This is a genomic window from Lysinibacillus sp. FW301-JW8, assembly GCF_058788755.1.
Genome location: NZ_JBYTBB010000076.1, coordinates 1 through 24,518 on the forward strand (window position 1 = coordinate 1; position 24,518 = coordinate 24,518).

Below are 24,518 nucleotides of genomic sequence, written 5' to 3' on the forward strand. Positions count from 1 at the left end.
CTCGTTTTGAAAAAGGGCTATACTTTTTAATTTGTCACCTTGATGTCATTGACATAATAGTATTTCAACAACATGAAGAAGCTACGTAAATTTTTACGTAGCTTCTTCTAGAGGTTTAAACCTCCATAATAATTGGTAAAATCATTGGTCGACGTTTTGTCTTTTCAAATAGATAAGGTCCTAAGACATCTGTAATTTCATTTTTTAGCTCAGTCCATTGAGGCGTTTTGCTTTGAATTGTGTCGTTAAGATGACGATTTAGCATTTTTTGAGCTTCATTAATCATCGTTCCTGATTCACGCATATAAACAAATCCTCTAGAAATAATGTCTGGACCGGAAACAATTTTTTGATTTACCATATCGACACTGACAACAACAATGACTAAACCTTCTTCTGAAAGGATGCGTCGATCACGTAGCACGATATTACCGATATCTCCAATACCATTGCCATCAATGTATACGTCGCCAGATGGTATACGTCCTGCTACATGAGCTTCATTGGCACTTAATGCAAGGACATCACCATTTTCCATAACGAATGTATTTTCAAATGGAACATCACAATCTTCTGCTAGGTGTGTATGCATTTTTAACATACGGAATTCACCATGGATAGGCATAAAGAATTTAGGCTTCATCAAGCGTAGCATCAGTTTTTGTTCTTCCTGGGAACCGTGTCCAGAGGTATGAATATTATTTAGTGCACCATGAATAACCTCTGCACCTGCACGGAACAGTAAATTAATAATTTTGTTGACACTTACTGTATTTCCAGGTACTGGTGAAGATGAAAAGATAACTGTGTCACCAGGTTGAATTTGAATTTGACGATGCGTACCATTAGCAATACGTGATAGAGCTGCCATTGGCTCACCCTGAGAGCCTGTACATAAAATCATAACTTCATTAGCAGGGAGGCGATTAATGCTTTGGGCATCAATAAATGTATCCTTTGGTGCGTTTATATAACCGAGCTCACGCCCAATTGTAATAGCATTATCCATTGAACGCCCAAAAACGGCTATTTTTCGTCCGTATTTTATTGCAGCATCTGTAGCCTGTTGTAAACGATGTATATTTGAAGCAAATGTTGCAAAAATAATACGACTATCTACCTTACGGAAAATTTCATCTATACTTTTTCCAACTGTACGTTCAGACATTGTGAAATTAGGTTTTTCAGCATTTGTACTATCTGAAAGTAAGCAAAGTACACCGTCACGTCCGATTTCTGCCATTTTCGTTAGGTTGGCTGGTTCGCCTACAGGTGTAAAATCAAACTTGAAGTCACCAGTATGCACAATGTTTCCTGGTGGAGTTTTTACGACAATACCATAAGCATCGGGAATACTATGAGTTGTTCTGAAGAAGCTAACAGATGTTTTTCTAAACTTAATGACGTCATCTTCTTTAATTTCGATTAGCTTTGTTGTACGCAGCAAGCCATGTTCGTCTAATTTATTACGTAATAGGCCAAGTGCAAGCTTTCCGCCATAGACAGGGATATTTACTTGACGTAATAAGTAGGGAATGCCACCAATATGGTCCTCATGCCCGTGTGTAATAAATAAGCCTTTAATTTTGTCAACGTTACGTACTAAATACGTATAGTCAGGAATAACATAGTCAATGCCGAGTAAGTCGTCTTCTGGGAATTTTATGCCAGCATCAATCAAAATGATTTCATCTTGAAATTGAACGCCATAAGTGTTTTTGCCGATTTCGCCCAGTCCGCCGAGTGCGAAAACAGCTGCTTGGTCATTTTTAACAAACTTCATGTTTGTTAAATTTCCTCCAAGACGAAGTTCGGACTTGCTTGTTCGTAGGCTAAATAATTACCTTCAAGCAGTTGGATGAACTCGATATTGTAGTCTCGGTCTTTTAACTTTTGACGTACTTCACGATCTGAAGCAGCTTCAAGGTATAGACTTTTAGTGTTTTCGCGAACTGGAATTTCATTTGCATTTTCTTGATAATAAACTTTGTAAATCATAGTTTGCTCTCCTTTTATTGCACCTTTAACTAATACCACACACGTCCTACAAGAAAAAACAACGAATTTCTATTATTTATAATCCAGAAATAAGACGTTTGAAGTTCTTGTATCTCAATGCTTCAAATGAGCACAAATTGCTTCAATCAACAAAGTAGTTACAGCTGATAAAAGCTAAAGCCTCTGGTAGATATCTCAAATTTTGATCAATTGTGCCTTATAATTCAAAATTCGAATGTTTAGTTTCTTGCTATGAAAGCAACATGCTAAAGAAACAGCAACAAAAATACCAAGGCGTTATTGATAAAAAGCAATGAGACAGTGGTTGCACATAGCCAAATAAATGCATTTCCTTTATATTATCACGCAGTTACTCTAAAATAAAGAAAAGCCCTTCAAATATTGAAGGGCAAATGTTAGGCAATTGATTTTTTTCCGAGTATGCCGCGAAGTTGCTTCAACAATTTCCGTTTGAGTTTCTTCAGCATGGCACATCACTCCTTAGGGTCATTATAATAAAAAATTTTGTCTATGTAAAGTTATGAACCTTGAAACAATTATGTATCTATAGAAAGGAAAGGAATAATAAAATGAAAAAAATTTTGTTTTTTGACGTAGATGGAACCCTTTATAATAGTAAAAAAATATTACCAGCATCCGCTAAACAAGCGCTGTTTGAAGCACGTCGTCGTGGCTATGAAATTGCTATTGCGACAGGTCGTGCACCGTTCATGATTGAATCTTTGTTAGAGGAGTTGGAAATTGATACATACGTTACCTTTAATGGACAATATGTTGTTTACAAAGGTGAGGTTGTCTATACAAATGGTATTGAAAAAGACGAGCTCACTAAAATTATTGCCTTTGGTGAGACAAGAAACGAACCAGTAGTATTTTTAGATGATAAACGCATGATAGCGTCTGTTGGTAATAATCATATGGTGGCGGAATCTTTAAATACTTTGAAGTATCCATATCCAGAATTAGACTCATCTTATTATATGCAGAATGATGTCTATCAAACACTAATATTTATGGAAGAAAAAGATGAATCTTTATACTGTGAGACATTTCCAAATGTGCAGTTTGTCCGTTGGCATCGTTATTCTTGTGATATTTTACCAAGTGGAGGCTCTAAGGCTGCGGGTATTGAAAAAGTACTAGAGCGAATGGGTATTACATTTGAGGATGCTGTAGCTTTTGGAGATGGAATTAATGATACGGAAATGCTTCAGGCTGTGGGTACAAGTGTGGCAATGGGAAATGGACACGAAAAAGTAAAGGCAATTGCTACACATATAGCTGATCATGTGGATCATGATGGACTGGCAAAAATAATGCGTAAGCTAGCTATTATTTAATGAAGAATCAAAAAGCAACTAGTTGGTGGAAGTAGCCTCAGCTAGTTGCTTTTTGATGTTTTATTTCATTTATCTGTTTAAACGAGTTTTAACTGTACACCTTCTTTTGTAAAATGCATGATAGTTTCTTTAGACAATGCACTATCGGTAATAATTGTATCTATTTCTTGCAGTGGACAGACTTGAATGGCTACATCTTTATTAAATTTTGAGGAGTCAGTTGCCACAAAAACAGTTTGAGAAATAGAAATAATTTGTTTTCTCGTGATGGCCTCCTCTAAATTAAAATCAGAAATACCCTTTTCGATAGAAACACCGCTTGCGCAAATAAAGGCTTTATTAATATTAAGATGATCAAAGCGGAAAAGGAAATCGTTAGATGTTACAGACTTCTCAGAGTGTCGAATTTTCCCGCCAATAATAATTACTTCTACTTTAGAACCAATCAGCTCAAATGCTACAGGTAGTGAATTTGTAATGACTGTCAATTTTTCTTTTTCTAATAGAAATGGTGTCATTTGGTATGTAGTTGTTCCACTATCTATAAAAATACAATCACCGTCCTGTACGAAGGATGCACAGGCTTTTGCAATAGCAATTTTTTCTGGCAACTGTTCATGAAGTCGTTGATCGATGACCCCCTCAACTGGTTCTATATATTTTACACCTCCATAAAACTTCTCGATTTTCTTCTCATGGACAAGCTGTTGGATATCGCGACGGATTGTTTCCATCGAAACGTTAAACTCTTTTGTGAGAGTTACTAATTTTACAACCTTGCGTTCCCTTATAAACTGCAAAATATGTTGTTGTCTTTCTATCATAAACATTTCATCACCTCTACTAGATATTTACTCAAAGTAATCATAACTTTGTCAACAGTTGGTCAAAATTTACTCAATATTTACACAAAAGCGCATTTTCCTTTACAAATTGTCACTATACTAAGGCTAAGAACTGAGAGAGGTGAACAATTTGTTAGAACTAAAAAATATCTCAAAAAGCTATAAAAATAAAAAAGTTTTAGTAGATATCAATATAACCATCGAATCAGGCGAAATCATTTCGTTATTAGGGCCAAGTGGTTGCGGTAAAACTACTTTGCTCAATATCATTTTAGGGCTTGCAGAGCAAACAGCTGGTCAACTTATCTACAATGGACAAGATATATCGATGCAATCCATGCAAGAAAGAGGATTTAATATTGTGTTTCAGGATTTTGCGTTATTTCCTCATTTAAATGCATACGACAATATTGTCTATGGATTGAAAAATAAAAACGTACAAATGTCCAAAGAGGAGGTACAAGAATTTATTGATTTTTTAGAGCTGACACCGCATTTACATAAAAAGATTCACGAATTGTCAGGTGGTCAAAAACAACGTGTCTCTATTGCAAGAACACTTGTTATGCAGCCAAAAATTCTATTGTTAGATGAGCCATTAAGTGCTCTAGATGGTGTCATTAAGGAATCCATCAAGGAGCGTATTAAATTGATCGCTCGTGAATTTAATTTGACGACCATTATTGTGACACATGATCCAGAAGAAGCACTAACTCTATCAGATAAAGTTTTGATTATTAATGAAGGAACAGTTGCTCAATTTGGCACACCACATGAAATCGTAACAGCACCCAACAATCAATTTATTGAGGACTTTATCTTAAGACAGCTTCATATTAAGCGACACAACATCTATCAATTATTTGGAGAAACATATGCTTAAAACGAATAAAATGATGAAAATAATTTTTCTGCCGATTCTATTATTTTTTCTAATCTTTTTAATTGTGCCATTACTTTATATGTTTTGGCAGTCCTTCAAAATTGGAAACGTTATTACCATTCAAAATTATCTAGATGCTTTACAAAATATAGATATCCGTAAATCTTTCTTAAATAGCTTTAAAGTTTCCTTTGCTGCATCGATAATCACAACCATTTTAGCTTTTTTATTGGCCTATGCGGTTCATTTTACGACCATGCATCGCCAGACGAAAAAGCTAGTACAAATAGGAATCACGTTGCCAATGCTGCTACCGACCATTACCTATGGCTTTGTGCTGATTTATACATTTGGAAATCAAGGAATCCTTACAAAATTAATTGGACAACCATTATTTACAATTTATGGGTACAATGGCTTGGTCATAGGTTATGTATTATACACATTGCCGGTCGCTTTTATTTTAATGCAAAATTCCATGCAGTATATAGACAAACGATTTTTGCTAGTTTCAATGTTAATGCGGGATCATTCACTACGTCGCTTTTATCATACTGTATTTCGCCCAATGCTAGGGACGATTGGTGGAGCTTTTATTTTAACATTTATTTTAAGCTTTACAGATTTCGGAATTCCTGCATCAGTCGGTGGAAACTACCGAGTGATTGCTACTGAACTCTATCAAGCTATGTTAGGTTCTATCGTGCATTTTGAACGTGGAGCGGTTATCTCCGTGTTAATGCTAGTACCTGCTGTACTTGGAGTTGTTATGTTAACGATTTTAGAGCGCTTTAATTTTCAATATAAACAAGCTGGGCAAAGTGAACTTGTAAAGCACCGTCTACGTGATGGGATGTTTACTGCTTATTCAATTGTCTGTGTAGCAGTAGTATTTATCATTTTTTCAACAATGTTTATAGTTCCTTTTACAAAGGGCTATCCCTATGACTTTAGCTTTACGTTAGAACATGTCCAAAATGTATTGGCAGAGAAGGATTTAACAAAGGTATATGTCAATTCATTAATCGTGGCAGTATTAACAGCCATTTTAGGTGTAGTCATTACTTTTATGTCGGCACTTCTCAATGCAAGGACACCGTTAAAAGGAAGAAAAAGCTTAGATTTTGCTTCTATGATTACGAACACTGTACCAGGAATGGTGCTTGGTCTTTCATACCTATTTTTCTTTAATGGAAGTTCTTTAAAAGGGACATTCCTCATTATTATTGCGTGTAATATTGTGCACTTTTTTACAACACCTTATTTAATGGCGAAAAACTCATTGCAAAAGATGGACCCTACCTGGGAAGTGACAGCGGTGCTATTGAAGGATTCCTGGTTAAAAACAGTTATACGTATCATATTACCGAACATTAGACCAACTATTTATCAAATGTTTAGCTACTTTTTTTTAAATGCAATGGTTACTGTCAGTGGCGTTATATTCCTTGTCAGCACAAAGACAATGCTTGTATCGACACGGATAAAAGAGCTACAGCATTTCGCAAAATATACCGATATTTTTGTACTATCAATATTTATTTTATGTACAAACCTCATTGTGAAATTAGGTTGTGATTATATAACAACACATAAAGAAAAAGTGAAGGAGATATCAAAATGAAGAAATCAACATTTATGATGCTAGGGACAGTTAGTGCAGCGGCGGTAGTTTTAGCTGCATGTGGAGGGGCAGAAGCAGATTCCAAAGACCAAGTGATTATTTATTCAAATGCTGATGATGAGGCAATTGAGGTAATGGAATCTACATTAGATGACAAAGGCTATAAAGGAAAGTATTTGATTCAATCCTTTGGTACTTCTGAGCTAGGTGGAAAAATGATGGCTGAAGGAACAGATATTGAAGCAGATGTTGTAACAATGGCTTCTTATTTTATAGAGAGCGCACAAACTTCCAAATCGATGTTTGTGGATATCTCTTCAGATTTAAAGCCACTTGATGGTGGTGTAACGTATGCGTTGCCGATTTTAGGAAATGTCGGTTCGATCTTTATCAATACAGATGTTTTACAACAAAAAGGTCTACCTGTACCAAAAACAATTAAGGATTTGACAGCTCCTGCCTATAAGGATTTAGTGTCATTCCCAAATATTATGGATTCTTCAACAGGCTGGCTTCTAGTACAAGCCATTATCAAAGAATATGGTGAGCAGGAAGGGAAAAAAGTTTTAGCAGATTTAATTAAAAATGCTGGACCTCATATCGAAAGCTCAGGCTCAGGTCCGATTAAGAAGGTGAAAACAGGTGAAGTAGCGGCTGGCTTTGGCTTACGAATTCAAGCTATTGATGCTAAAAATGAAGGACTACCAATCGATTATATTGACCCGACAGAAGGAAACTTCACTCTTACAGAATCTGTGGCTGTAGTAGACAAAGAAGGAGATGAAGCACTAGCCAAAGATATAGCGAAAGTAATTGCCACAGAGGCACGCAGTGGTTTATTAGAGCAATATCCTGTGGCACTTTATGAAGGGGAGCAAGTAAAGGCTGAGCATATTCCAGCACACCTTAAAAAATGGGATACAACCTTGACAGTAGATTTATTAGAAAAACACCAAGCATTCTTTAAAGAAGCGCAACAATAAGGAGTTATAGAAGATGAGTAACTATAAATTATTGACACCAGGACCATTAACAACAACTGAGACGGTTAAACGGGAAATGTTAAAAGATCGCTGCACATGGGATGATGACTATAAAAACGTCACACAGGTCATTCGTAAGCAGCTCTTGGATTTAGCACAAGTTGATGAATCCGATTACACAGCGGTGCTTATGCAGGGGAGTGGAAGTTTTGTGGTGGAGTCTGTTCTAACAACGGCTATAGGCGAGGAAGATAAGGTGCTGATTTTAACAAATGGTGCTTATGGGGAAAGAATCGTTGAAATGGTCGAAGTGTTAAAGCTGCAGCATGTTGTCTATAGTGTTCCTTATGATGAACAGCCGTCATCATTAGAAGTACAAACTTTACTTGAAAAGGATGCAGGTATTACACATGTAGCTGTTGTACATTGTGAGACGACAACTGGTATTTTAAACCCAATTAAAGAAATTGGAGAAGTAGTTCATGCTTTCAACAAAACGTATATTGTGGATGCAATGAGTAGCTTTGGCGGTGTGCCAATGGATTTATCAAGCTTGCATATTGATTTTTGTATTAGTAGTGCCAATAAATGTATTCAAGGCGTTCCAGGATTTGGCTTTGTTATTGCTAAAACAGAGGTATTAGAAAAATGTAAAGGACAGGCTCGTAGTGTAGCTTTAGATTTATACAATCAATGGGAGGCTATGAAAAAAGACGGGAAGTGGCGGTTCACTTCACCTACTCATGTAGTAGTAGCTTTTGCGAAGGCATTAGAAGAGCTGATTGAAGAAGGCGGAATCAGTGCCCGCTATAAACGTTATGCAGATAATAATCAATTACTGCGCTCTCGTTTGTCACCACTTGGATTTGAAGCGTATATTACTGAAGAACTACAATCACCAATTATTACAACATTTTTGTTCCCTCATAAAGAATTTTCTTTTGAGCATTTTTATCAGGAATTGAAAAAAGCAGGTTTTGTCATCTATCCAGGCAAGCTGACAGATGTGGATACATTCCGTATAGGCAATATTGGTGATATACATGAAAAAGATATGCTTGCATTATGTGAAGTAATCGAAAATTATATGGTGGTGAAAAACAATGAAAATTGAAACAGTTATTTTTGATTGGGCAGGAACAGCAGTTGATTTTGGTTGCTTTGCCCCTGTAAATGTCTTTTTAACGATTTTTGAAGATGCTGGTGTATCCGTAACGCTTGAAGAGGCTCGTAAACCAATGGGTATGCTGAAAATTGATCATATTCGTACAATGCTAAAAATGCCGAGAATTCAGGAAGAATGGAAACGAGTTCACGGTCAACCCTTTACAGAAGAGAATGTACAAGCGTTATACCAACAATTTGAGTCGAAGCTAATGGAATCTTTAGCGACATATACAGATCCTATCCTGCATGTGACGGCAACGGTACAGCAATTAAGAGAAGCAGGTATTCGAATTGGCTCCACAACAGGTTATACAGATTCGATGCTGGAAGTAGTAACACAGCATGCAGCAATTAAGGGCTATCAACCTGATTTTCTAGTAACACCTACCCAAGTTGGAGATAAAGGACGTCCTTATCCATATATGATTTTCAAAAATATGGAGGCGTTAGGGTCAAAATCAACGAAGCAGGTTGTGAAGATTGGTGATACAACCTCAGATATAAAGGAAGCATTGAATGCGGGCGTCTGGGCTGTTGGTGTTATTATAGGAAGTTCTGAGATGGGTCTTTCAGAAGAGGAATTCAACTCCTTATCTGTGGAGGAACAACAAATAAAAATTGAGAAAACAAAGTGCATTTTTGAGGAAATTGGTGCACATTATACTATTGAAACTATGAAAGAGTTACCTGGATTAATTGAAGCTATTAATGATCGCTTAAAACATGAATCAGTGATGATGTAACCTTCGTGAAAGAGCCTTTTGATTGTGGATATACAATTAGAAGGTTTTTTTATGGCTTGGAAAGGGAAATGATAGATACAAGTCAAGTGTGATTCATTAAAGAGGTTACATAAAAAACCTCAGCAGAAAGGGAATAACTGCAGAGGTTTGTGTGCTTGATGTATTTTTAGTCACGCTCAAAAGGAATTGAATCAGGAATTTCCTCAAATGGATTTTTCTCATTGATACGGTCGTAAAACATAATACCATTTAGATGATCTAATTCATGCTGGAAGGCAATAGCAGGTAAGCCTTTAAGACGCATTTTTTTCTCTTCTCCATCGATTGTTTTAAACTTTACTGTAATACGGGCATGGCGAGGGACATAGCCAGGGACATTGCGGTCTACAGATAGACAGCCTTCGCCAGCAGTAAGATACGTATTTTCTACAGAGTGGCTTACAATTTTAGGGTTGATTGCTGTAAAGCTTAGCTGTTCACCATTGTCATCTTGCAAATGCAAAGCGAACATTCGATGTAGACTATTAACTTGATTTGCAGCTAATCCAATGCCGCTGCGTAAATCATATTTATCTGCCATTTCAGGATCTTGACTGTTGATTAAATATTGAAGCATATCTGCTGCAAGCTGTTTCACTTCTTCTGTTAACGGAAATTTAACTTCCTCAGCTTTCGTGCGCAAAGTCGGATGACCTTCGCGTATAATATCATCCATTAAAATCATATGTGAATCTTCCTTTCAACTTTGTGTGCCTTATATATAATTATACATCACGCATGAAAACAATCACATGAAAAAAGATCTTATTTGACTATACTTAAAAAGTTTTTCTAGAGCTATTAGATTATCTATAACTGGGCACTCTACTATTGGTATGCATGGAAGAAAACCTAATGTTTATGCACATTTAATGTGTTGTTGTAATACAGATATTATTAACGAATGATACAGTATAAGACAGCATTATTAAATTGTTATTTTAGAAAAAATCTTTGTTTGTACGCGTAATATATGATTGACCGACAGTATTTTATTCAGTATACTGAGTCCTAAGAACAAGTTGTACTAGTTAAATAGTGATTTATTTTAATACAGTTGAAAGGGAGATGTGACAAATGAGCAAGAAAAACAATAATATTTTTGATGCAAAACAAACGCTAACTGAAATCGAAGATAAGTTTGAAATGTTTCAAATTTTGAATACAGAAGGCGAAATTATAAATGAAGAGGCAGATCCAAAATTATCAGATGAGGAATTAGTCGAACTAATGACACGTATGGTTTATACACGTATTTTAGACCAACGCTCAATCTCACTGAACCGTCAAGGTCGATTAGGTTTCTATGCTCCTACTGCAGGTCAAGAAGCTTCACAACTTGCTTCACACTTTGCATTAGAAAAAGAAGATTGGATTTTACCAGGTTACCGTGATGTACCACAAATCGTATGGCATGGTTTACCTTTAGATAAAGCGTTTTTATTCTCGCGTGGCCATTTTATGGGGAACCAAATTCCTGAAGGTGTAAACGTATTAGCACCTCAAATCATTATTGGTGCACAATATATACAAGCTGCAGGTGTAGCGCTTGGTATTCAAAAACGTGGTAAAAAGGCTGTAGCTGTAACTTATACAGGTGATGGTGGTTCATCGCAAGGGGATTTCTATGAAGGTATTAACTTTGCGGGTGCGTTTAAATCACCAGCAATCTTCATCGTACAAAACAACCAATATGCGATTTCTACACCTCGTGAATTACAAACAGCTGCAAAAACAATTGCACAAAAAGGTGTAGCAGCCGGCTTACCGAGTATTTTGGTAGATGGAATGGATGCGCTTGCAGTATATGTTGCGACTCGTGATGCGCGTGAACGTGCAGTTAATGGTGAAGGTCCAACATTAATTGAAACGATGTGTTACCGCTATGGTCCTCATACAATGGCTGGAGATGACCCAACTCGCTACCGCACGTCTGATACAGATAATGAATGGTCTCAAAAAGATCCGCTTGTGCGCTTCCGTAAATACCTAGAAGCAAAAGGATTATGGGATGAGAAGAAAGAAGAGGCAGTAATCGAGCGTGCAAAAGAAGAAATAAAAGAAGCAATCAAAAAAGCTGATGCAGCTCCAAAACAAAAAGTAACAGAACTAATGGAAAATATGTATAAAGGCGAAATGCCATCTAATTTAAAAGAACAGTATGAAATCTACAAAGAGAAGGAGTCGAAATAACCTATGGCACAAATGACAATGATTCAAGCAATTACAGATGCACTTCGTACAGAATTAAAGAATGATGAAAACGTTCTTGTATTCGGAGAAGATGTAGGTGTCAACGGTGGTGTATTCCGCGCAACTGAAGGCCTACAGAAAGAATTTGGTGTGGACCGAGTATTTGATACACCTCTAGCAGAATCAGGTATTGGTGGCTTAGCTATTGGTCTTTCTCTACAAGGTTTCCGTCCTGTTCCTGAAATCCAGTTCTTTGGCTTTGTTTATGAAGTAATGGATTCAATTAGTGGTCAATTAGCGCGTATGAGCTATCGTAGTGGCGGTGTCTATAATGCACCAGTAACAATTCGTTCTCCATTTGGCGGTGGAGTACATACACCAGAAATGCACTCAGATAGTTTAGAGAGTTTAATGACAGCACAACCAGGGTTAACTGTTGTTGTACCATCTACACCATATGATGCTAAAGGCTTACTGATATCATCTATTCGAAATGATAATCCAGTAATTTTCTTAGAGCATTTAAAACTATACCGTTCATTCCGTGAAGAGGTGCCTGAGGAAGCATATGAAATTCCACTAGGCAAGGCGGATGTAAAACGCGAAGGTAAGGATTTAACGATTGTTGCCTATGGTTTAATGGTACACGAAAGCTTAAAGGCTGCAGAAGAGCTTGAAAAAGAAGGTCACTCTGTAGAAGTTATAGACTTACGTACGATTCAACCGATTGATATTGAAACAATTATTGTATCTGTTGAAAAAACAGGTCGTGCAATCGTTGTACAAGAAGCGCAAAAACAAGCAGGTATCGCTGCAAATGTAGTAGCAGAAATTACAGAGCGCGCAATTTTAAGCTTAGAAGCACCTGTACTTCGTGTGGCTGCACCAGATACTGTGTACCCATTCCCACAAGCTGAAGGTGTTTGGTTACCGAACTATAAAGATGTAATGGAAACAGCGAAAAAAGTTTTAACATTCTAATGAACTAGAAAGGATGGGTACACATGGCATTTGAATTTAGATTACCAGATATTGGTGAGGGTATTCACGAAGGCGAAATCGTGAAATGGTTTGTCAAAGCTGGCGATACAGTAAAAGAAGATGATATTCTTTGCGAAGTGCAAAATGATAAAGCAGTAGTTGAAATCCCTTCACCAGTTGAAGGAACAGTAGAGGAAGTTTTAGTAGGAGAAGGTACAGTTGCTGTTGTTGGCGATGTTTTAATCCGATTTGATGCACCTGGCTATGAAGACTTAAAGCTAAAAGGTGATGATCATGCTGAAGCAAAAACAGAAGCACAAGTTCAAGCAACTGCTGAATCTGGTCAGAACGTAGAGAAAGCTCCTGTTAATGAGGAGAAGGCTCCGGTAAAAGCAGAGACAGCACCAGAAAAAGCAGAGACAGTTGTTGATGACACAAAACGTGTGATTGCAATGCCTTCTGTGCGTAAATTTGCACGTGATAACGATGTAAACATCCGTGAAGTTAAGGGGACAGGCAAAAACGGTCGAATATTAAAAGAAGATATTGAAAGCTTCTTAAAAGGTGGAGGCACTGTAGAAGCTGAAGCAGCATCTGTAGAAACAGCAGTTCAGCAAGATACAACTGCTCCAACTGCACCAGTAGTTCTTGAAGGAGAGTTTCCAGAAACACGTGAGAAAATGTCAGGCATTCGAAAAGCGATTGCAAAAGCAATGGTTCACTCGAAACAAACGGCTCCTCATGTTACACTAATGGATGAAGTCGATGTAACTGCACTTGTAGCACATCGTAAAAAATTCAAAGATATCGCTGCTGAGAAGGGTGTTAAATTAACGTACTTACCTTACGTTGTCAAAGCGCTTATTTCAACTTTACGCGAATTCCCAGAATTTAATCGTTCATTAGATGATGCAACACAAGAAATTATTCAAAAGCATTACTACAATATCGGTATTGCAGCAGATACAGAAAAAGGCTTGCTAGTACCAGTTATTAAGCATGCTGATCGTAAATCTGTTTTTGCAGTATCAAATGAAATTAATGAACTAGCGACAAAAGCCCGTGATGGCAAGCTTGCACCGCATGAAATGAAAGGTGCTTCCATGTCGATTACGAACATTGGCTCTGCTGGAGGTCAATGGTTTACACCAGTAATTAATCATCCTGAAGTAGCAATTTTAGGTATTGGTCGAATTTCAGAAAAACCTGTAATAAAAAATGGTGAAATTGTAGCCGCACCTGTGTTAGCATTATCATTGAGCTTTGATCATCGTATGATCGATGGAGCCACTGCGCAAAATGCTTTAAATCACTTAAAGCGTTTGTTAAGTGAGCCAGAATTATTATTAATGGAGGCGTAACAAAAATGGTAGTAGGAGATTTCCCAATCGAAACAGATACTCTTGTCATTGGTTCAGGTCCTGGAGGATATGTAGCAGCAATTCGCGCAGCTCAAACTGGCCAAAAAGTAACAATCGTTGAAAAAAATGTACTTGGTGGTGTGTGCTTAAACGTAGGTTGTATCCCATCAAAAGCATTAATTTCAGTAGGTCACCGTTTTGAGCAAGCTAAACATTCAGATGACATGGGAATCATCGCTTCTGATGTGAAATTAGACTTCTCAAAAGCACAAGCATTTAAAGACAGCGTTGTTAAAAAATTAACTGGCGGTGTTGAAGGCTTACTTAAAGGTAACAAAGTTGAAATTGTACAAGGTGAAGCTTATTTCGTTGACGCTCATTCAGTGCGTATCATCAATGGTGAATCTGCTCAAACTTACACATTTAACAATGTCATTATCGCAACAGGTTCTCGTCCAGTTGAAATTCCAACATTCAAATTCTCTGAGCGCGTACTAAATTCTACTGGTGCACTGTCTCTACAAGAAGTTCCTGGTAAATTAGTTGTAATCGGTGGAGGCTATATTGGTACTGAGTTAGGTTCAGCTTATGCAAACCTTGGCTCACAGGTAACAATCATCGAAGGCGGAAAAGATATTTTAGCTGGCTTTGAGAAACAAATGACTCAAATCGTGAAAAAAGGCCTTAAAAAGAAAGGCGTTGAAATGGAAGTTAACGCATCTGCAAAAGGCGTTGAAGAAACTGAAAACGGCGTAGTTGTAACATATGAAGTTGGCGGAGAAGAGAAAAAAGTTGAAGCTGATTATGTATTAGTTACTGTAGGTCGTCGTCCAAATACAGATGAAATGGGCCTTGCTGAAATCGGTATTGAATTCGGTGAACGCGGTCTTATCAATGTTGACAAACAATGCCGTACAAATATTCCAAACATCTATGCAATCGGTGATATCGTTGCAGGTCCTCAACTTGCTCATAAAGCTTCTTACGAAGGTAAAGTTGCTGCTGAGGCGATTGCTGGTGAAAAATCAGTTGTTGACTATTTAGCTGTTCCTGCTGTATGCTTCACAGATCCAGAAATGGCAACTGTTGGTTACAACGAAGAGCAAGCAAAAGCGGAGGGTATTGAATACACTGCAGCTAAATTCCCATTCGCAGCAAATGGTCGTGCTCTTGCATTAAACCAATCAGAAGGTTTCGTGAAGCTTGTTGCTCGTAAAGAAGATGGCTTATTAATTGGTGCTCAAATCGTAGGTGCTGGTGCATCTGATATGATCGCTGAAATGGGCTTAGCAATCGAAGGCGGTATGACTGCTGAAGATATCGCATTAACAATTCACGCTCACCCAACATTAGGTGAAATCACTATGGAAGCAGCTGAAGTCCTACTTGGCAACCCAATCCATATTGTTACAAAAAAATAAATAGATAAATGGAAACGGTTATAAAGCATTAGCTTTATAGCCGTTTTTTGTATAATGCTTATAATTTTGATAAAGTAATTATATCGAATGAATATTCAAAAAATATAGTTCGAACTACAGAGCGAAGTAGCTAATCTAGCAGAGATAGATAGAATTTTAATATAAAGGATGATGGTAATCCACTTACCGCTAGATATCGATGCCTGCAAAGCAATTGAAGTGAACCAAAAAACTGGGGTGATGAACATGGAACTAGGATTGAAGGGAAAAGTCGCTATTATTACAGGCTCAAGTAAGGGTATTGGCTATTATACAGCGATGCAGCTTGTGAAAGAGGGAGCAAAGGTTGTACTGTGTGCACGAGGTGAAAAACAGCTCCAAGTGGCAGCTGGCTGTATTAAAAATGAAACAGGTGAGGATGTTTTATTCGTACCGACAGATATTACAAAAGAAAAAGATTGTAAGTACTTAATTGAGCGCACAGTAGAGCAATTTGGAGGCGTGGATATTCTTATTAATAATGCAGGTACAGCCTCTGCAAATCCATTTGAATCTGTTAGTAGTGAGCTGTGGCAGGCTGACTTGGATTTAAAGGTATTTGGTGCTGTTCATTGTTCAAAATATGCTGCTCCTTATATGCGTAAGGCTGGGGGTGGGGCAATTGTCAATGTAACGGCCGTTATGGCTAAAACGCCACCTGCTAGTTCTCTTCCTACTACTGTAAGTAGAGCTGCTGGTCTTGCTTTAACAAAGGCGATGAGTAAAGACTTAGGGAAAGATAATATTCGTGTAAATTCTGTATGTATAGGGCTAATTCGTAGTGACCAAATCGAAAAAAAATGGAAACAGGAAGAGCCTGAGATGGCTTGGGAAACATATTCTCGCAAAGTCGGTCAAACAATTCCGCTTGGTCGAGTAGGGGACACAGAGGAAGCAGCAAATGTCATTACCTTTTTAGTATCAGATGCAGCAAGTTATGTGACTGGTACCTCAGTGAATATTGATGGTGGATCTGGACATGCACTATAGGAATTTGAAAAAAATGAACATCGTAATATTTTTTGAGAAAAGTAAAATGTTACGGTACCCAAACAAAAGCGTATTCAACTAATGTATGAAGAGAAGATGGCTCAAATTGTGTAGAGCTATCTTCTTTTCCTATTGTTTTTCTAAAATTGTAATAGACAGAAAATTCTCGCAGATGTAGAATAATCGTAATAGGGGGTGAAAAGTGGCGAAATGTTGAACGAAAATTTTGCTGCATTGTTAATGAAAGTTGTACGGATTATTGTCCAAATTGGGATACTCAATATTTATTACTACATGGGCGTAGGTATTGTGACTTTATTGCATGTGCCTCTTCCTGGAAGCGTTATCGGTTTACTTTTATTAGCGCTATCACTTCAATTTAGAATAATTAAAGTAGAATATATTCAAGACGGAGCAGGCTTTTTAATCGGTATTTTAACCTTATTTTTCATTCCTGCGACAGTAGGGGTGATTGACTATCCAGAGCTTTTGTCAACGACAGGTTTGCTAATTATTTTAGCTGTTGTAGCTAGTACATTAATTTCTATTTATATCACGGGATTGCTTACTCAAATGATTGAGAAGAAAGAGTTGGCGAAGAAAGAAACGGAAGCTGTTCTTGAAGAAGGAGAGGGGAAATTAACAGTTGATTGAAATAATTGTTGTGATTGGCACCATTGTATTGTTTATGCTATTTACAAAGCTTTATCAGCGATTTCCACATCCTATCATGATTCCACTAGTAACGACAACTATCGTCAGTGCTGTTATTTTAGTAGTATTTCAGATACCTTATTCTACCTATATGCAGGGAGGAGAGTGGCTTCAAAAAATGCTTGGGCCAGCGGTAGTTGCACTTGCTTATCCTCTTTATAATCAGCGTGCCATTATTATGAAGTATAAATACTCTATTTTATCAGGTATTTTTATTGGCATGATTACTGGCTTAGTAACAATTTTTGTAATGCTGAAATGGATTAGGGTAAGTGATAGCTGGATGCTAACAGCCTTACCTAAATCCCTAACGACACCGGTTGGTATGCAGGTGAGCGAAACAATTGGAGGGATTCCCCCTTTAACAGCTGTATTTGTCATGCTAGCAGGGTTTGTAGGTGCTATAATTGGACCTTTAGTTATTAAATTTGGAAAAATTGATTCTGCGGTTAGCAGAGGGGTTGCAGTAGGCAGTGCTTCACATGGTGTTGGACTTGTTAAATTAAGAGAGTATGGAGAACGAGAATTATCAGTTGGCTCATTATCAATGGGATTAACGGCAATTATAGGTGCATTTCTCTGCCCACTTTTTGTATATATGTTTATGTAAAAAGAATGTGAGTCCGGGTTAGAAAGAAAAAAGTTAGATCGATTGTATCTCGATCTAACTTTTTTTGATTCAAGAAGTTTACTCAATTCAGTGAAATGGAGAAGTTATTATCCATTTTCGCCATGTTTCAAAATAATTGAGCTCTGTCCTAGCCTCGGTTTGATAAAAGAATTTGCTTATGGTAAATGTATTCTATTGATTGTCGTGGATACCATGAATTTATTGAGGAACTAACTCCTTTTTTATTTTTTGTAAAAGAGTGTGGTTATAGAATCGAATTGTTTGCTTATATTCTGGGTTCCTATTATGAAAATTGTGACATTTTCACTCTATTAAAAATCGTATAATGAAAACCCTATCCTCAAGGGTATTTACCTTGAGGATAGGGTGAATACTTACATGATTCCGCTAGTAGTTAAGGTGCGTTTTAAAATTTTAGCCATTTGTGCACGTGTTAGTAATCCTGTGGCATCAAAAGTGCCATCCTTTTTCCCTGTCATAATGTCTAAACTACTTAACATATTAATATATGCTTCAAACTCAGGGCTGATTTGATGGGCATCTTTAAAATGATGTGTTTTCTCTGTTGATGCTTCGTAGTGTAAATATTCTAATATGCGTCCCATAAAGGCTGCTGCTTGCTGGCGAGTTACATAGCCTTCAGGATCAAATGTATTAACTGTTTTACCTGTTGTAATTCCTGCTTCAAGTAAAGCTTGAATCTCATGTTCATACCATTTACCTTTTGTATCTTTGAAAGAAGTTTGATTGTCTGATGCTTGTAATCCTAAAGCACGGGCAATCATAACACCAAATTGTGCACGTGTAATCGGTCTTGTCGGTGCAAATTCCTCACGGTTTACTCCTTTGATGATATGACGGCTTGCTAGAAATTCAATATCATCCTTGTATTCAAGTAGACTAATATCTTTAAAGGTAATTTGTTGTGTTGTTACGATAAATTCACCACTTGCCTTCGCATAGATTGTAAGTTGGCCATCTTTAATAATATGAGGCACTGCTAGTAATTCACCATTAATACGTTGAACTACCACTGTATTTTTGTTAACAGTTTGAAGTGGGATTGTTATTTTTGTATATTCTTTTTCAGTCATTATTTTATGGTTACTACCATCCTTAGCGATACTCTCCAGTTTGAAATCAATAATATGTTCATTATCACGAATTTTTTCGTCAACTGATATATTAATTTTGTCATTTATTTCAAAAGACATGAAGAGTGATTTAGGAAGCTCAACTTTTATACCCATATTATTTTTAATGGTTAAGGTTGTTGAATTGTTTTCTTCAAATATTTTTTGTGCCTCTTTACTATTAATAGCTGTTTGAAGGTTTTCATTATTTACAACGATGATATCCTGATTGTTATTTTCAACAGGAGTTACAGGCTTAGTATTTTCGTTATTAGGATCAACTACAGGCTGCTTGTCAGTATCTATAGGTTTTGAACTTTCGTTTGGTACTGTTGAATTATCCTCTTTTTCTGGAGTAGTAGGCATTGTAGAGCCAATATCTTTTCCTAAGTTTGTCGTGTATATCCATTCTAACGTGTCACCATCTTGTAAGTTGACATCACCTGAAAATACATCAGGGAAAACACCATTCACACGATACATCCATCCACTACCTTTACCGTGGTCGAATTCTTTTAGATTATTAATGCTGCTAATATATACGCCATTTTTGGAAGATCGAGCCACAATATTATGTTTTCCAATCGCCTTTACAAGCGTCGAATAGGCTGTATCATTTTCTTCTATTATGGCTTTATTGGTATACATTTGGGCACCATTTAATCCTGTAACAGTCACTGTTGCTTGTGGAACAGATTGGGCAATAATATTTTGGAATAATACTGGTATAACTTCACTGCTTTCGTTGCCTAAAGAATTTTCTGTAGTAATTTTTAATGTGTTGACACCCTGTTTAACAAGAGTCTTATAATTGTTGTCAACAGAGTATACTGGTGTATTATTTATCGTTACAGTTGGTGTTAGCTCTCCATCAATATTGTCATAAGCAGTGACAGATACACTTAATAAAGGTCGATCCTGTTGAAGTTCAAAATTTGTGATTTCAATAAACGGCTTAACCGAATTATTTACTTCTGGTAATTTATCAATTACCTTAATTGATTCATTAAACATAGAGGATTTTGTATATAAATCTGAGAGTGCTCCAAAAGCTGCCTCTGTGGATTTTAGCTCATCAAATTCAGTCTCAGCTTCAAATTCATCTCCAAATTTAAAACCGCCGTTTTTAATTTGCTGTGATAATAGTGCTTCTACCATTGTTTTCCCATTCTTTTTCCACTTAGCATCAAATGGATTTTCACCAACAGCAATTAAACCTTGGATAATTGTACCGATAGCGAATGGATTATTTGTATAACCTCCATAATTGAAACCACCATTTGAATTTTGCTGTACTTTTAAATAACTTAGAATACTTGAAATTTGTTGATTTACACCCTCGATATCCCGATGTTTAGAAAGGGCAATTAAGGCGAGAGCACGTAATTCTTGCTCTTTGTATGAGCCTTCTGTTATAGGTCCATTTAAGCCGTTTAATAAGTCTTGAACAGCTAACTCTATATTGTACGGCTCATTAATGAGATCCAATGCAATGATTGACCAAGCTTGTGTCGCTACAGATGATTTATCAAAATTAGTAAACATTGTAAAGTGACCATCAGTATCTTGAGAAGCAACAAGAGGTGTCACTAAGTCCACTACTGGTCCTTTATATGTTGTAAAGTGCTTAGGATTTTCACTAGAAGCAACAGCTTGTAAAATATTTTTGGCATAGTAAAGTGCATATTTTTGATCATGATTACCATACTCACGCAAATGACCTATAGAGCGCATTTGTTTTTGGCTGAATGTCGGATTATTCACTATTTTACTGTAGGCAAGTGCAGATATATAATCATACTGTCCTTTATTTACTAAATACTGTTTCATATGCTCTACAGCTTGGACAACTTGTGTTTGAATGGAATCAGTATTGAGCTCAACATAAATTTCTACGGCTTTTGCTTTGATACCTTCAACCTCGGCAGTAATGACATATTGACCTGGTTTAAGGAAGCGTACAGCTGCACCATTAACTAGGGCTTCTGAACCTTCAACTTTCCATGAAATCTTTACATCTTTTACCTCCACGCCTTCACTATCTTTTACGATTGCTGTTAAAGGAAGATCTAAATCAGTTACAGCTCCTTTAGGTGCATTAATCGTAATACTATAAATTTTTTGATAATCAATTATTTCAATTGTTTTTTCAGCTGTAATACCTTGTGCCTCAGCTTGAATTTGTAATAATCCAATGTCAGTCGGCAGGTAAGAGTCTGCTACTACTGAGCCATTGACTGTCCAAGTAATAGTTGAATCTATGTAGTTACCATTTTGATCAAGTAACTGACCCTTTAATTCAAGTGGTACATTCTTTTTAGCTTTGTCAGATAATTCTAATTGTATTGTTGTAGGTTTTGCCGTTTCTTTTTTCTTTAAATTCTTGTATGCATTATGGTCAGTTAATAAAAAACTAATAGCATTTAATCCGATACCAGTAGACTCAGATTGTAAACCAGATAAATTGGGAATCATCCCATTTGTAATATAGGCATTATTATACTGATTTTGTAAAATCATTGTGGCTAACTCAAATGCATCGAAGTCCCCTAAAACAGTTTCTTGCTTTAAGCTTAAATAATTTAGTACAACTACAGCATTTTGTTCTGACTGGGAATTGAACTTTCCATTACTAAAGTTGGCTTGAAAGAAAGCAAATAATTTATTTTCAGCCTCAATAAATACTTCAGCATTCTCTGTGACCATCCTTTCACTGTTAAGAAGGGTAATCGCATGTAATAACTTTCCTGTCCTCTGTATATCTGGTGAGCCTAAATTCTCAATATACATAAGATCATCTTTTTTAACACTTTCTGCTAATAAAGCGTGAGTTACCTTTTCATTTGGAATTTCACCTAGTACGTATTGCGCCATAACAATATATATGGCATCAATTGAAGTGAGATTATGTGTAGCATCAATTTGATGGTGTAGGGCCTCTACATAATTTACGCCGTTATACATATAAGGATTTACACCAGCTGCTGTTAATGTCAAAATATTTTTAGCTGCATTGGATGGGCTTACTACAGAATAAATATTTAAAATTGTTGAAAGCTTTTCCTGATCATAGCCAAATGTTTTAAGAGCAGTTGCATCCTCAAATGAACTCATTTTATCTTGACGTATTAAGTGACCAATAGCTTTTTCGATTTTTGGTAACAACTCAGTAAATTGCCCATTGTCTGTGACAGTAAATGAAAGTACTTTGCGTACATGTTCATAACCTTCTACGGTAGCAGTTATAACAGCGTGTCCTGCCTGAAGTGCAATGAGTTCATTTTTTTCATTCACTGCTAATACAGCTGGATTAGAAGACTGTAATTGTATAGTTGCTGTTCGGGGTGAATGGTACTGATCTTTAATGATAAATATAGGTTTAAACGTCGTTCCTTTTAGTAGGTAAGGCTGTGTAATATTAGTTACTTCTATTTTTTTTGGTGAAAAGTCAAAATCAAGACTGGTAAATTGTTGTTTAGCATCACTAATCATTGATTTGCCATTAACTAATGAAGCTAAACCAATTAAGCTCCAGTGCGAATTGGCCGCAGTCTCATTACTTTGTCCAATCAATTCATTTGCTTTTAATCGATTATAAAAAGCGTAGGACTCATTTGGATAAATAAGCTTGCTATATGCTTCTTCGGCTGAAACATATTGTTGGTCATTAATTTTAATGGACCATTTCTCATTCAAAGGATCTTCACCAAGAGCATATAAATTATCAACATATAAACCTAGTCCTTGTGTAAAATATACACCACTTTCTTTATAATGCATTAAAAGTTCTTCTCGCATAGTTTGAGCCTCTGCAAGGTCATAATGAGCCAAGACACTTACAGTTAACCCAAGTAGAACACCATTTGTTTGACTTTTTATGTCTGGTAAGAGTGTTTTTAAATGATTAAGGGCTGTTTCACGGTTATATTCGGCTCCGATAAATTCAACAGCAAAAAGCGCTTTGATAAAAGTATCTGCTTTTCGATCATTATTATAGGAGCTAGGCTCTGAAAAGGAAAAGTAACCTTCACCTGTTTGTGAATTACTTAACTTACTAGCAAAATTCTTCCCATCATAGGCAAAGGGATTGGATTGTGAAGCTGCCAAAAGCATTACAGCATTAGTATAATTGCTAACTGTCTCTCCGAGAATATTTGGCTGTACCTTCTTTTTTAATTCATTTCTATCAACGTACCCACTTTGCCATAATGATAAAATTCTTTCATAGTTCAAAGAAGCCAGTGGTTCTGCGATGTTCCATAAAAAATGACTCTTTATCTGCAGTTGCTGTGTTAAAATAGTGTTTAAAGTAGGTGCTTCTACTATTATTGAAATACTACTATTTATGTCCCCAACAGCTGCTTGAATTTCTGTAGTCCCTTCATTAATTGCTGTTACTACACCATTCTCTGTTACTGTTACAATGGACTCATTTCTAGAAATCCATTCAATTGTTGCCGAGTCGTTTGTTGTGTTGTGTGGAAGTATGGTTGCTGAAAGTTGATGTGTTTGGTTCTTTGTTAATGTAATTGGTCCTTGTTCACTTAACACTAACGAAGTATCTACTTGCTGCTCGTCAGCTGTAGTATCTTCTAATGCTTGAATAGGCTCCTCACCTACTTTGAACAGTTCAGTAAGTGCATCGGTATTTTCATTTTCGTACACTGTTTGCGTTTCTGCATGCACTGATATAGATGGTGATATGAACGAAAATGTTAATATCACAATCAACATAATATGCAGCCACTTTTTAAAAATCTTCATTTATAAACCTCCTTTTTCTATTAGGTGAATCGTGTTGCCATTAACTCCCACAGCAAAAAACCGATATCTCTTTTAAAATAAAAGAAACATCGGTAAACAATAAGAAAAAACATATGAAAATATCATATCTATCCGTTTATTTGCCATAAGTTCTCTTTAATTCCGAAGAGAGTTAATACGATGAAATAAAGGCAGGTCTCCTGGCTTGTGCACCTTTTTCAGAACCTTCCCATTTACTAGAAGCATTTTTCTTCATTCAACAGTGGTATACTCTGACGGTTTTTGCACTTACAGTTGCGGAAACAGCTTCGGCTTTTACCGAATTCCCTTTTAAACTTAAGTTTTAAGTACCTTTATTTTGCAAAACTTATTCACTTAAAGTGTAGTATAACATATTTGTGATTTAAATTTTAAAAATATTTTGATATTAAAATAAATATATAATTGGTTACATTAAATTAAGTAAAATATTCCCATGTAATTATTATTTAAAAAATAGTGGTGAAAATTGTATTATGATTCATAATTTGATTAGTAGTGTTTTGAGACATTCATTGACATCGAATAGAGGTTTTTCATAGTGTTGAAAAACTAAATGGTCAAGGTACTCTTTGTGAACACTCCTAAGTCAAATGAAGGTGATCTCCG

The 24,518-nt window shown here is 36.4% G+C and carries 18 protein-coding genes and 1 riboswitch; of the genes, 13 read left to right on the forward strand and 5 right to left on the reverse strand.

The genetic code is table 11. The features are described from left to right. Positions 1-115: 115 nt before the first annotated feature. The gene (gene rnjA, locus AC3WOM_RS22925) at positions 116-1,783 is read right to left on the reverse strand and encodes a ribonuclease J1 (protein ID WP_427545891.1); all 1,668 of its coding nucleotides are present in this window, start codon (positions 1,781-1,783) and stop codon (positions 116-118) included. A 5-nt stretch (positions 1,784-1,788) separates the two neighbouring features. Continuing rightward, positions 1,789-1,998 (reverse strand): DNA-dependent RNA polymerase subunit epsilon, encoded by a 210-nt coding sequence (locus AC3WOM_RS22930; protein WP_427545889.1) that lies wholly within the window; start codon positions 1,996-1,998, stop codon positions 1,789-1,791. A gap of 590 nt (positions 1,999-2,588) precedes the next feature. On the opposite strand from AC3WOM_RS22930, the gene AC3WOM_RS22935 reads away from it, so the two are divergent. Next, the gene (locus AC3WOM_RS22935; RefSeq protein ID WP_492448480.1) at positions 2,589-3,359 is read left to right on the forward strand and encodes a Cof-type HAD-IIB family hydrolase; all 771 of its coding nucleotides are present in this window, start codon (positions 2,589-2,591) and stop codon (positions 3,357-3,359) included. A gap of 77 nt (positions 3,360-3,436) precedes the next feature. On the opposite strand, the gene AC3WOM_RS22940 is transcribed toward AC3WOM_RS22935, so the two are convergent. Further along, on the reverse strand, positions 3,437-4,183 hold the full coding sequence (locus AC3WOM_RS22940) for a DeoR/GlpR family DNA-binding transcription regulator (RefSeq protein WP_427545885.1): 747 nt from the start codon (positions 4,181-4,183) through the stop codon (positions 3,437-3,439). 151 nt (positions 4,184-4,334) lie between these two features. On the opposite strand from AC3WOM_RS22940, the gene AC3WOM_RS22945 reads away from it, so the two are divergent. From AC3WOM_RS22945 to phnX, 5 genes are read left to right on the forward strand one after another with little or no spacing between them, the layout of a single operon-like run. Next, the gene (locus tag AC3WOM_RS22945; protein WP_492448482.1) at positions 4,335-5,087 is read left to right on the forward strand and encodes an ABC transporter ATP-binding protein; all 753 of its coding nucleotides are present in this window, start codon (positions 4,335-4,337) and stop codon (positions 5,085-5,087) included. Next, positions 5,080-6,711, forward strand: coding sequence for an ABC transporter permease family protein (locus AC3WOM_RS22950; RefSeq protein WP_492448483.1), 1,632 nt, complete (start codon positions 5,080-5,082; stop codon positions 6,709-6,711). Before AC3WOM_RS22945 ends, AC3WOM_RS22950 begins: the two co-directional genes overlap by 8 nt. After that, the gene (locus tag AC3WOM_RS22955) at positions 6,708-7,694 is read left to right on the forward strand and encodes an extracellular solute-binding protein (RefSeq protein ID WP_492448484.1); all 987 of its coding nucleotides are present in this window, start codon (positions 6,708-6,710) and stop codon (positions 7,692-7,694) included. The genes AC3WOM_RS22950 and AC3WOM_RS22955 overlap by 4 nt, the downstream gene beginning before the upstream one ends. 13 nt (positions 7,695-7,707) lie before the next feature. Next, positions 7,708-8,808, forward strand: coding sequence for a 2-aminoethylphosphonate--pyruvate transaminase (gene phnW, locus AC3WOM_RS22960; RefSeq protein ID WP_492448485.1), 1,101 nt, complete (start codon positions 7,708-7,710; stop codon positions 8,806-8,808). Continuing rightward, a complete protein-coding gene (gene phnX / locus AC3WOM_RS22965; RefSeq protein WP_492448487.1) occupies positions 8,798-9,604 on the forward strand; it encodes a phosphonoacetaldehyde hydrolase in 807 nt (268 codons plus the stop codon). Before phnW ends, phnX begins: the two co-directional genes overlap by 11 nt. 166 nt (positions 9,605-9,770) lie before the next feature. Here the strand turns inward: phnX and def are convergent, their stop codons facing one another. After that, positions 9,771-10,328: a peptide deformylase gene (gene def, locus AC3WOM_RS22970; protein ID WP_427545873.1), complete on the reverse strand. Its 558-nt coding sequence runs from the start codon at positions 10,326-10,328 to the stop codon at positions 9,771-9,773. 392 nt (positions 10,329-10,720) lie between these two features. On the opposite strand from def, the gene pdhA reads away from it, so the two are divergent. From pdhA to AC3WOM_RS23005, 7 genes are all read left to right on the forward strand, one after another. Next, positions 10,721-11,836, forward strand: a complete 1,116-nt coding sequence (gene pdhA, locus AC3WOM_RS22975; RefSeq protein ID WP_427545871.1) for a pyruvate dehydrogenase (acetyl-transferring) E1 component subunit alpha — start codon at positions 10,721-10,723, stop codon at positions 11,834-11,836. A 3-nt stretch (positions 11,837-11,839) separates the two neighbouring features. Beyond that, entirely contained in the window at positions 11,840-12,817 is a 978-nt protein-coding gene (locus AC3WOM_RS22980; RefSeq protein WP_492448488.1) for an alpha-ketoacid dehydrogenase subunit beta, read from the forward strand. A 23-nt stretch (positions 12,818-12,840) separates the two neighbouring features. Then, positions 12,841-14,178 (forward strand): dihydrolipoamide acetyltransferase family protein, encoded by a 1,338-nt coding sequence (locus AC3WOM_RS22985; protein ID WP_492448490.1) that lies wholly within the window; start codon positions 12,841-12,843, stop codon positions 14,176-14,178. 5 nt (positions 14,179-14,183) lie between these two features. After that, complete coding sequence (gene lpdA, locus AC3WOM_RS22990) at positions 14,184-15,599, forward strand: dihydrolipoyl dehydrogenase (RefSeq protein ID WP_427545867.1); 1,416 nt, start codon at positions 14,184-14,186, stop codon at positions 15,597-15,599. Positions 15,600-15,845: 246 nt separating this feature from the next. After that, on the forward strand, positions 15,846-16,628 hold the full coding sequence (locus tag AC3WOM_RS22995; RefSeq protein WP_427545863.1) for an SDR family NAD(P)-dependent oxidoreductase: 783 nt from the start codon (positions 15,846-15,848) through the stop codon (positions 16,626-16,628). Between the two features lie 210 nt (positions 16,629-16,838). Continuing rightward, on the forward strand, positions 16,839-17,282 hold the full coding sequence (locus AC3WOM_RS23000) for a CidA/LrgA family protein (protein ID WP_492448491.1): 444 nt from the start codon (positions 16,839-16,841) through the stop codon (positions 17,280-17,282). After that, positions 17,275-17,952, forward strand: a complete 678-nt coding sequence (locus tag AC3WOM_RS23005) for an LrgB family protein (RefSeq protein WP_427545859.1) — start codon at positions 17,275-17,277, stop codon at positions 17,950-17,952. Before AC3WOM_RS23000 ends, AC3WOM_RS23005 begins: the two co-directional genes overlap by 8 nt. Positions 17,953-18,347: 395 nt before the next feature. On the opposite strand, the gene AC3WOM_RS23010 is transcribed toward AC3WOM_RS23005, so the two are convergent. Beyond that, a complete protein-coding gene (locus tag AC3WOM_RS23010) occupies positions 18,348-23,870 on the reverse strand; it encodes an S-layer homology domain-containing protein (RefSeq protein WP_492448493.1) in 5,523 nt (1,840 codons plus the stop codon). 173 nt (positions 23,871-24,043) lie between these two features. Then, positions 24,044-24,240, reverse strand: a riboswitch (cobalamin riboswitch). Positions 24,241-24,518 lie beyond the last annotated feature (278 nt).

Excerpts from the sequence above, each read along its gene's own strand:
- rnjA (WP_427545891.1), bottom strand. The coding sequence starts at position 1,783 with ATGAAGTTTGTTAAAAATGACCAAGCAGCTGTTTTCGCACTCGGCGGA.
- AC3WOM_RS22930 (WP_427545889.1), bottom strand. The coding sequence starts at position 1,998 with ATGATTTACAAAGTTTATTATCAAGAAAATGCAAATGAAATTCCAGTT.
- AC3WOM_RS22935 (WP_492448480.1), top strand. The coding sequence starts at position 2,589 with ATGAAAAAAATTTTGTTTTTTGACGTAGATGGAACCCTTTATAATAGT.
- AC3WOM_RS22940 (WP_427545885.1), bottom strand. The coding sequence starts at position 4,183 with ATGATAGAAAGACAACAACATATTTTGCAGTTTATAAGGGAACGCAAG.
- AC3WOM_RS22950 (WP_492448483.1), top strand. The coding sequence starts at position 5,080 with ATGCTTAAAACGAATAAAATGATGAAAATAATTTTTCTGCCGATTCTA.
- AC3WOM_RS22955 (WP_492448484.1), top strand. The coding sequence starts at position 6,708 with ATGAAGAAATCAACATTTATGATGCTAGGGACAGTTAGTGCAGCGGCG.
- phnW (WP_492448485.1), top strand. The coding sequence starts at position 7,708 with ATGAGTAACTATAAATTATTGACACCAGGACCATTAACAACAACTGAG.
- phnX (WP_492448487.1), top strand. The coding sequence starts at position 8,798 with ATGAAAATTGAAACAGTTATTTTTGATTGGGCAGGAACAGCAGTTGAT.
- def (WP_427545873.1), bottom strand. The coding sequence starts at position 10,328 with ATGATTTTAATGGATGATATTATACGCGAAGGTCATCCGACTTTGCGC.
- pdhA (WP_427545871.1), top strand. The coding sequence starts at position 10,721 with ATGAGCAAGAAAAACAATAATATTTTTGATGCAAAACAAACGCTAACT.
- AC3WOM_RS22980 (WP_492448488.1), top strand. The coding sequence starts at position 11,840 with ATGGCACAAATGACAATGATTCAAGCAATTACAGATGCACTTCGTACA.
- AC3WOM_RS22985 (WP_492448490.1), top strand. The coding sequence starts at position 12,841 with ATGGCATTTGAATTTAGATTACCAGATATTGGTGAGGGTATTCACGAA.
- lpdA (WP_427545867.1), top strand. The coding sequence starts at position 14,184 with ATGGTAGTAGGAGATTTCCCAATCGAAACAGATACTCTTGTCATTGGT.
- AC3WOM_RS22995 (WP_427545863.1), top strand. The coding sequence starts at position 15,846 with ATGGAACTAGGATTGAAGGGAAAAGTCGCTATTATTACAGGCTCAAGT.
- AC3WOM_RS23000 (WP_492448491.1), top strand. The coding sequence starts at position 16,839 with ATGTTGAACGAAAATTTTGCTGCATTGTTAATGAAAGTTGTACGGATT.
- AC3WOM_RS23010 (WP_492448493.1), bottom strand. The coding sequence starts at position 23,870 with ATGAAGATTTTTAAAAAGTGGCTGCATATTATGTTGATTGTGATATTA.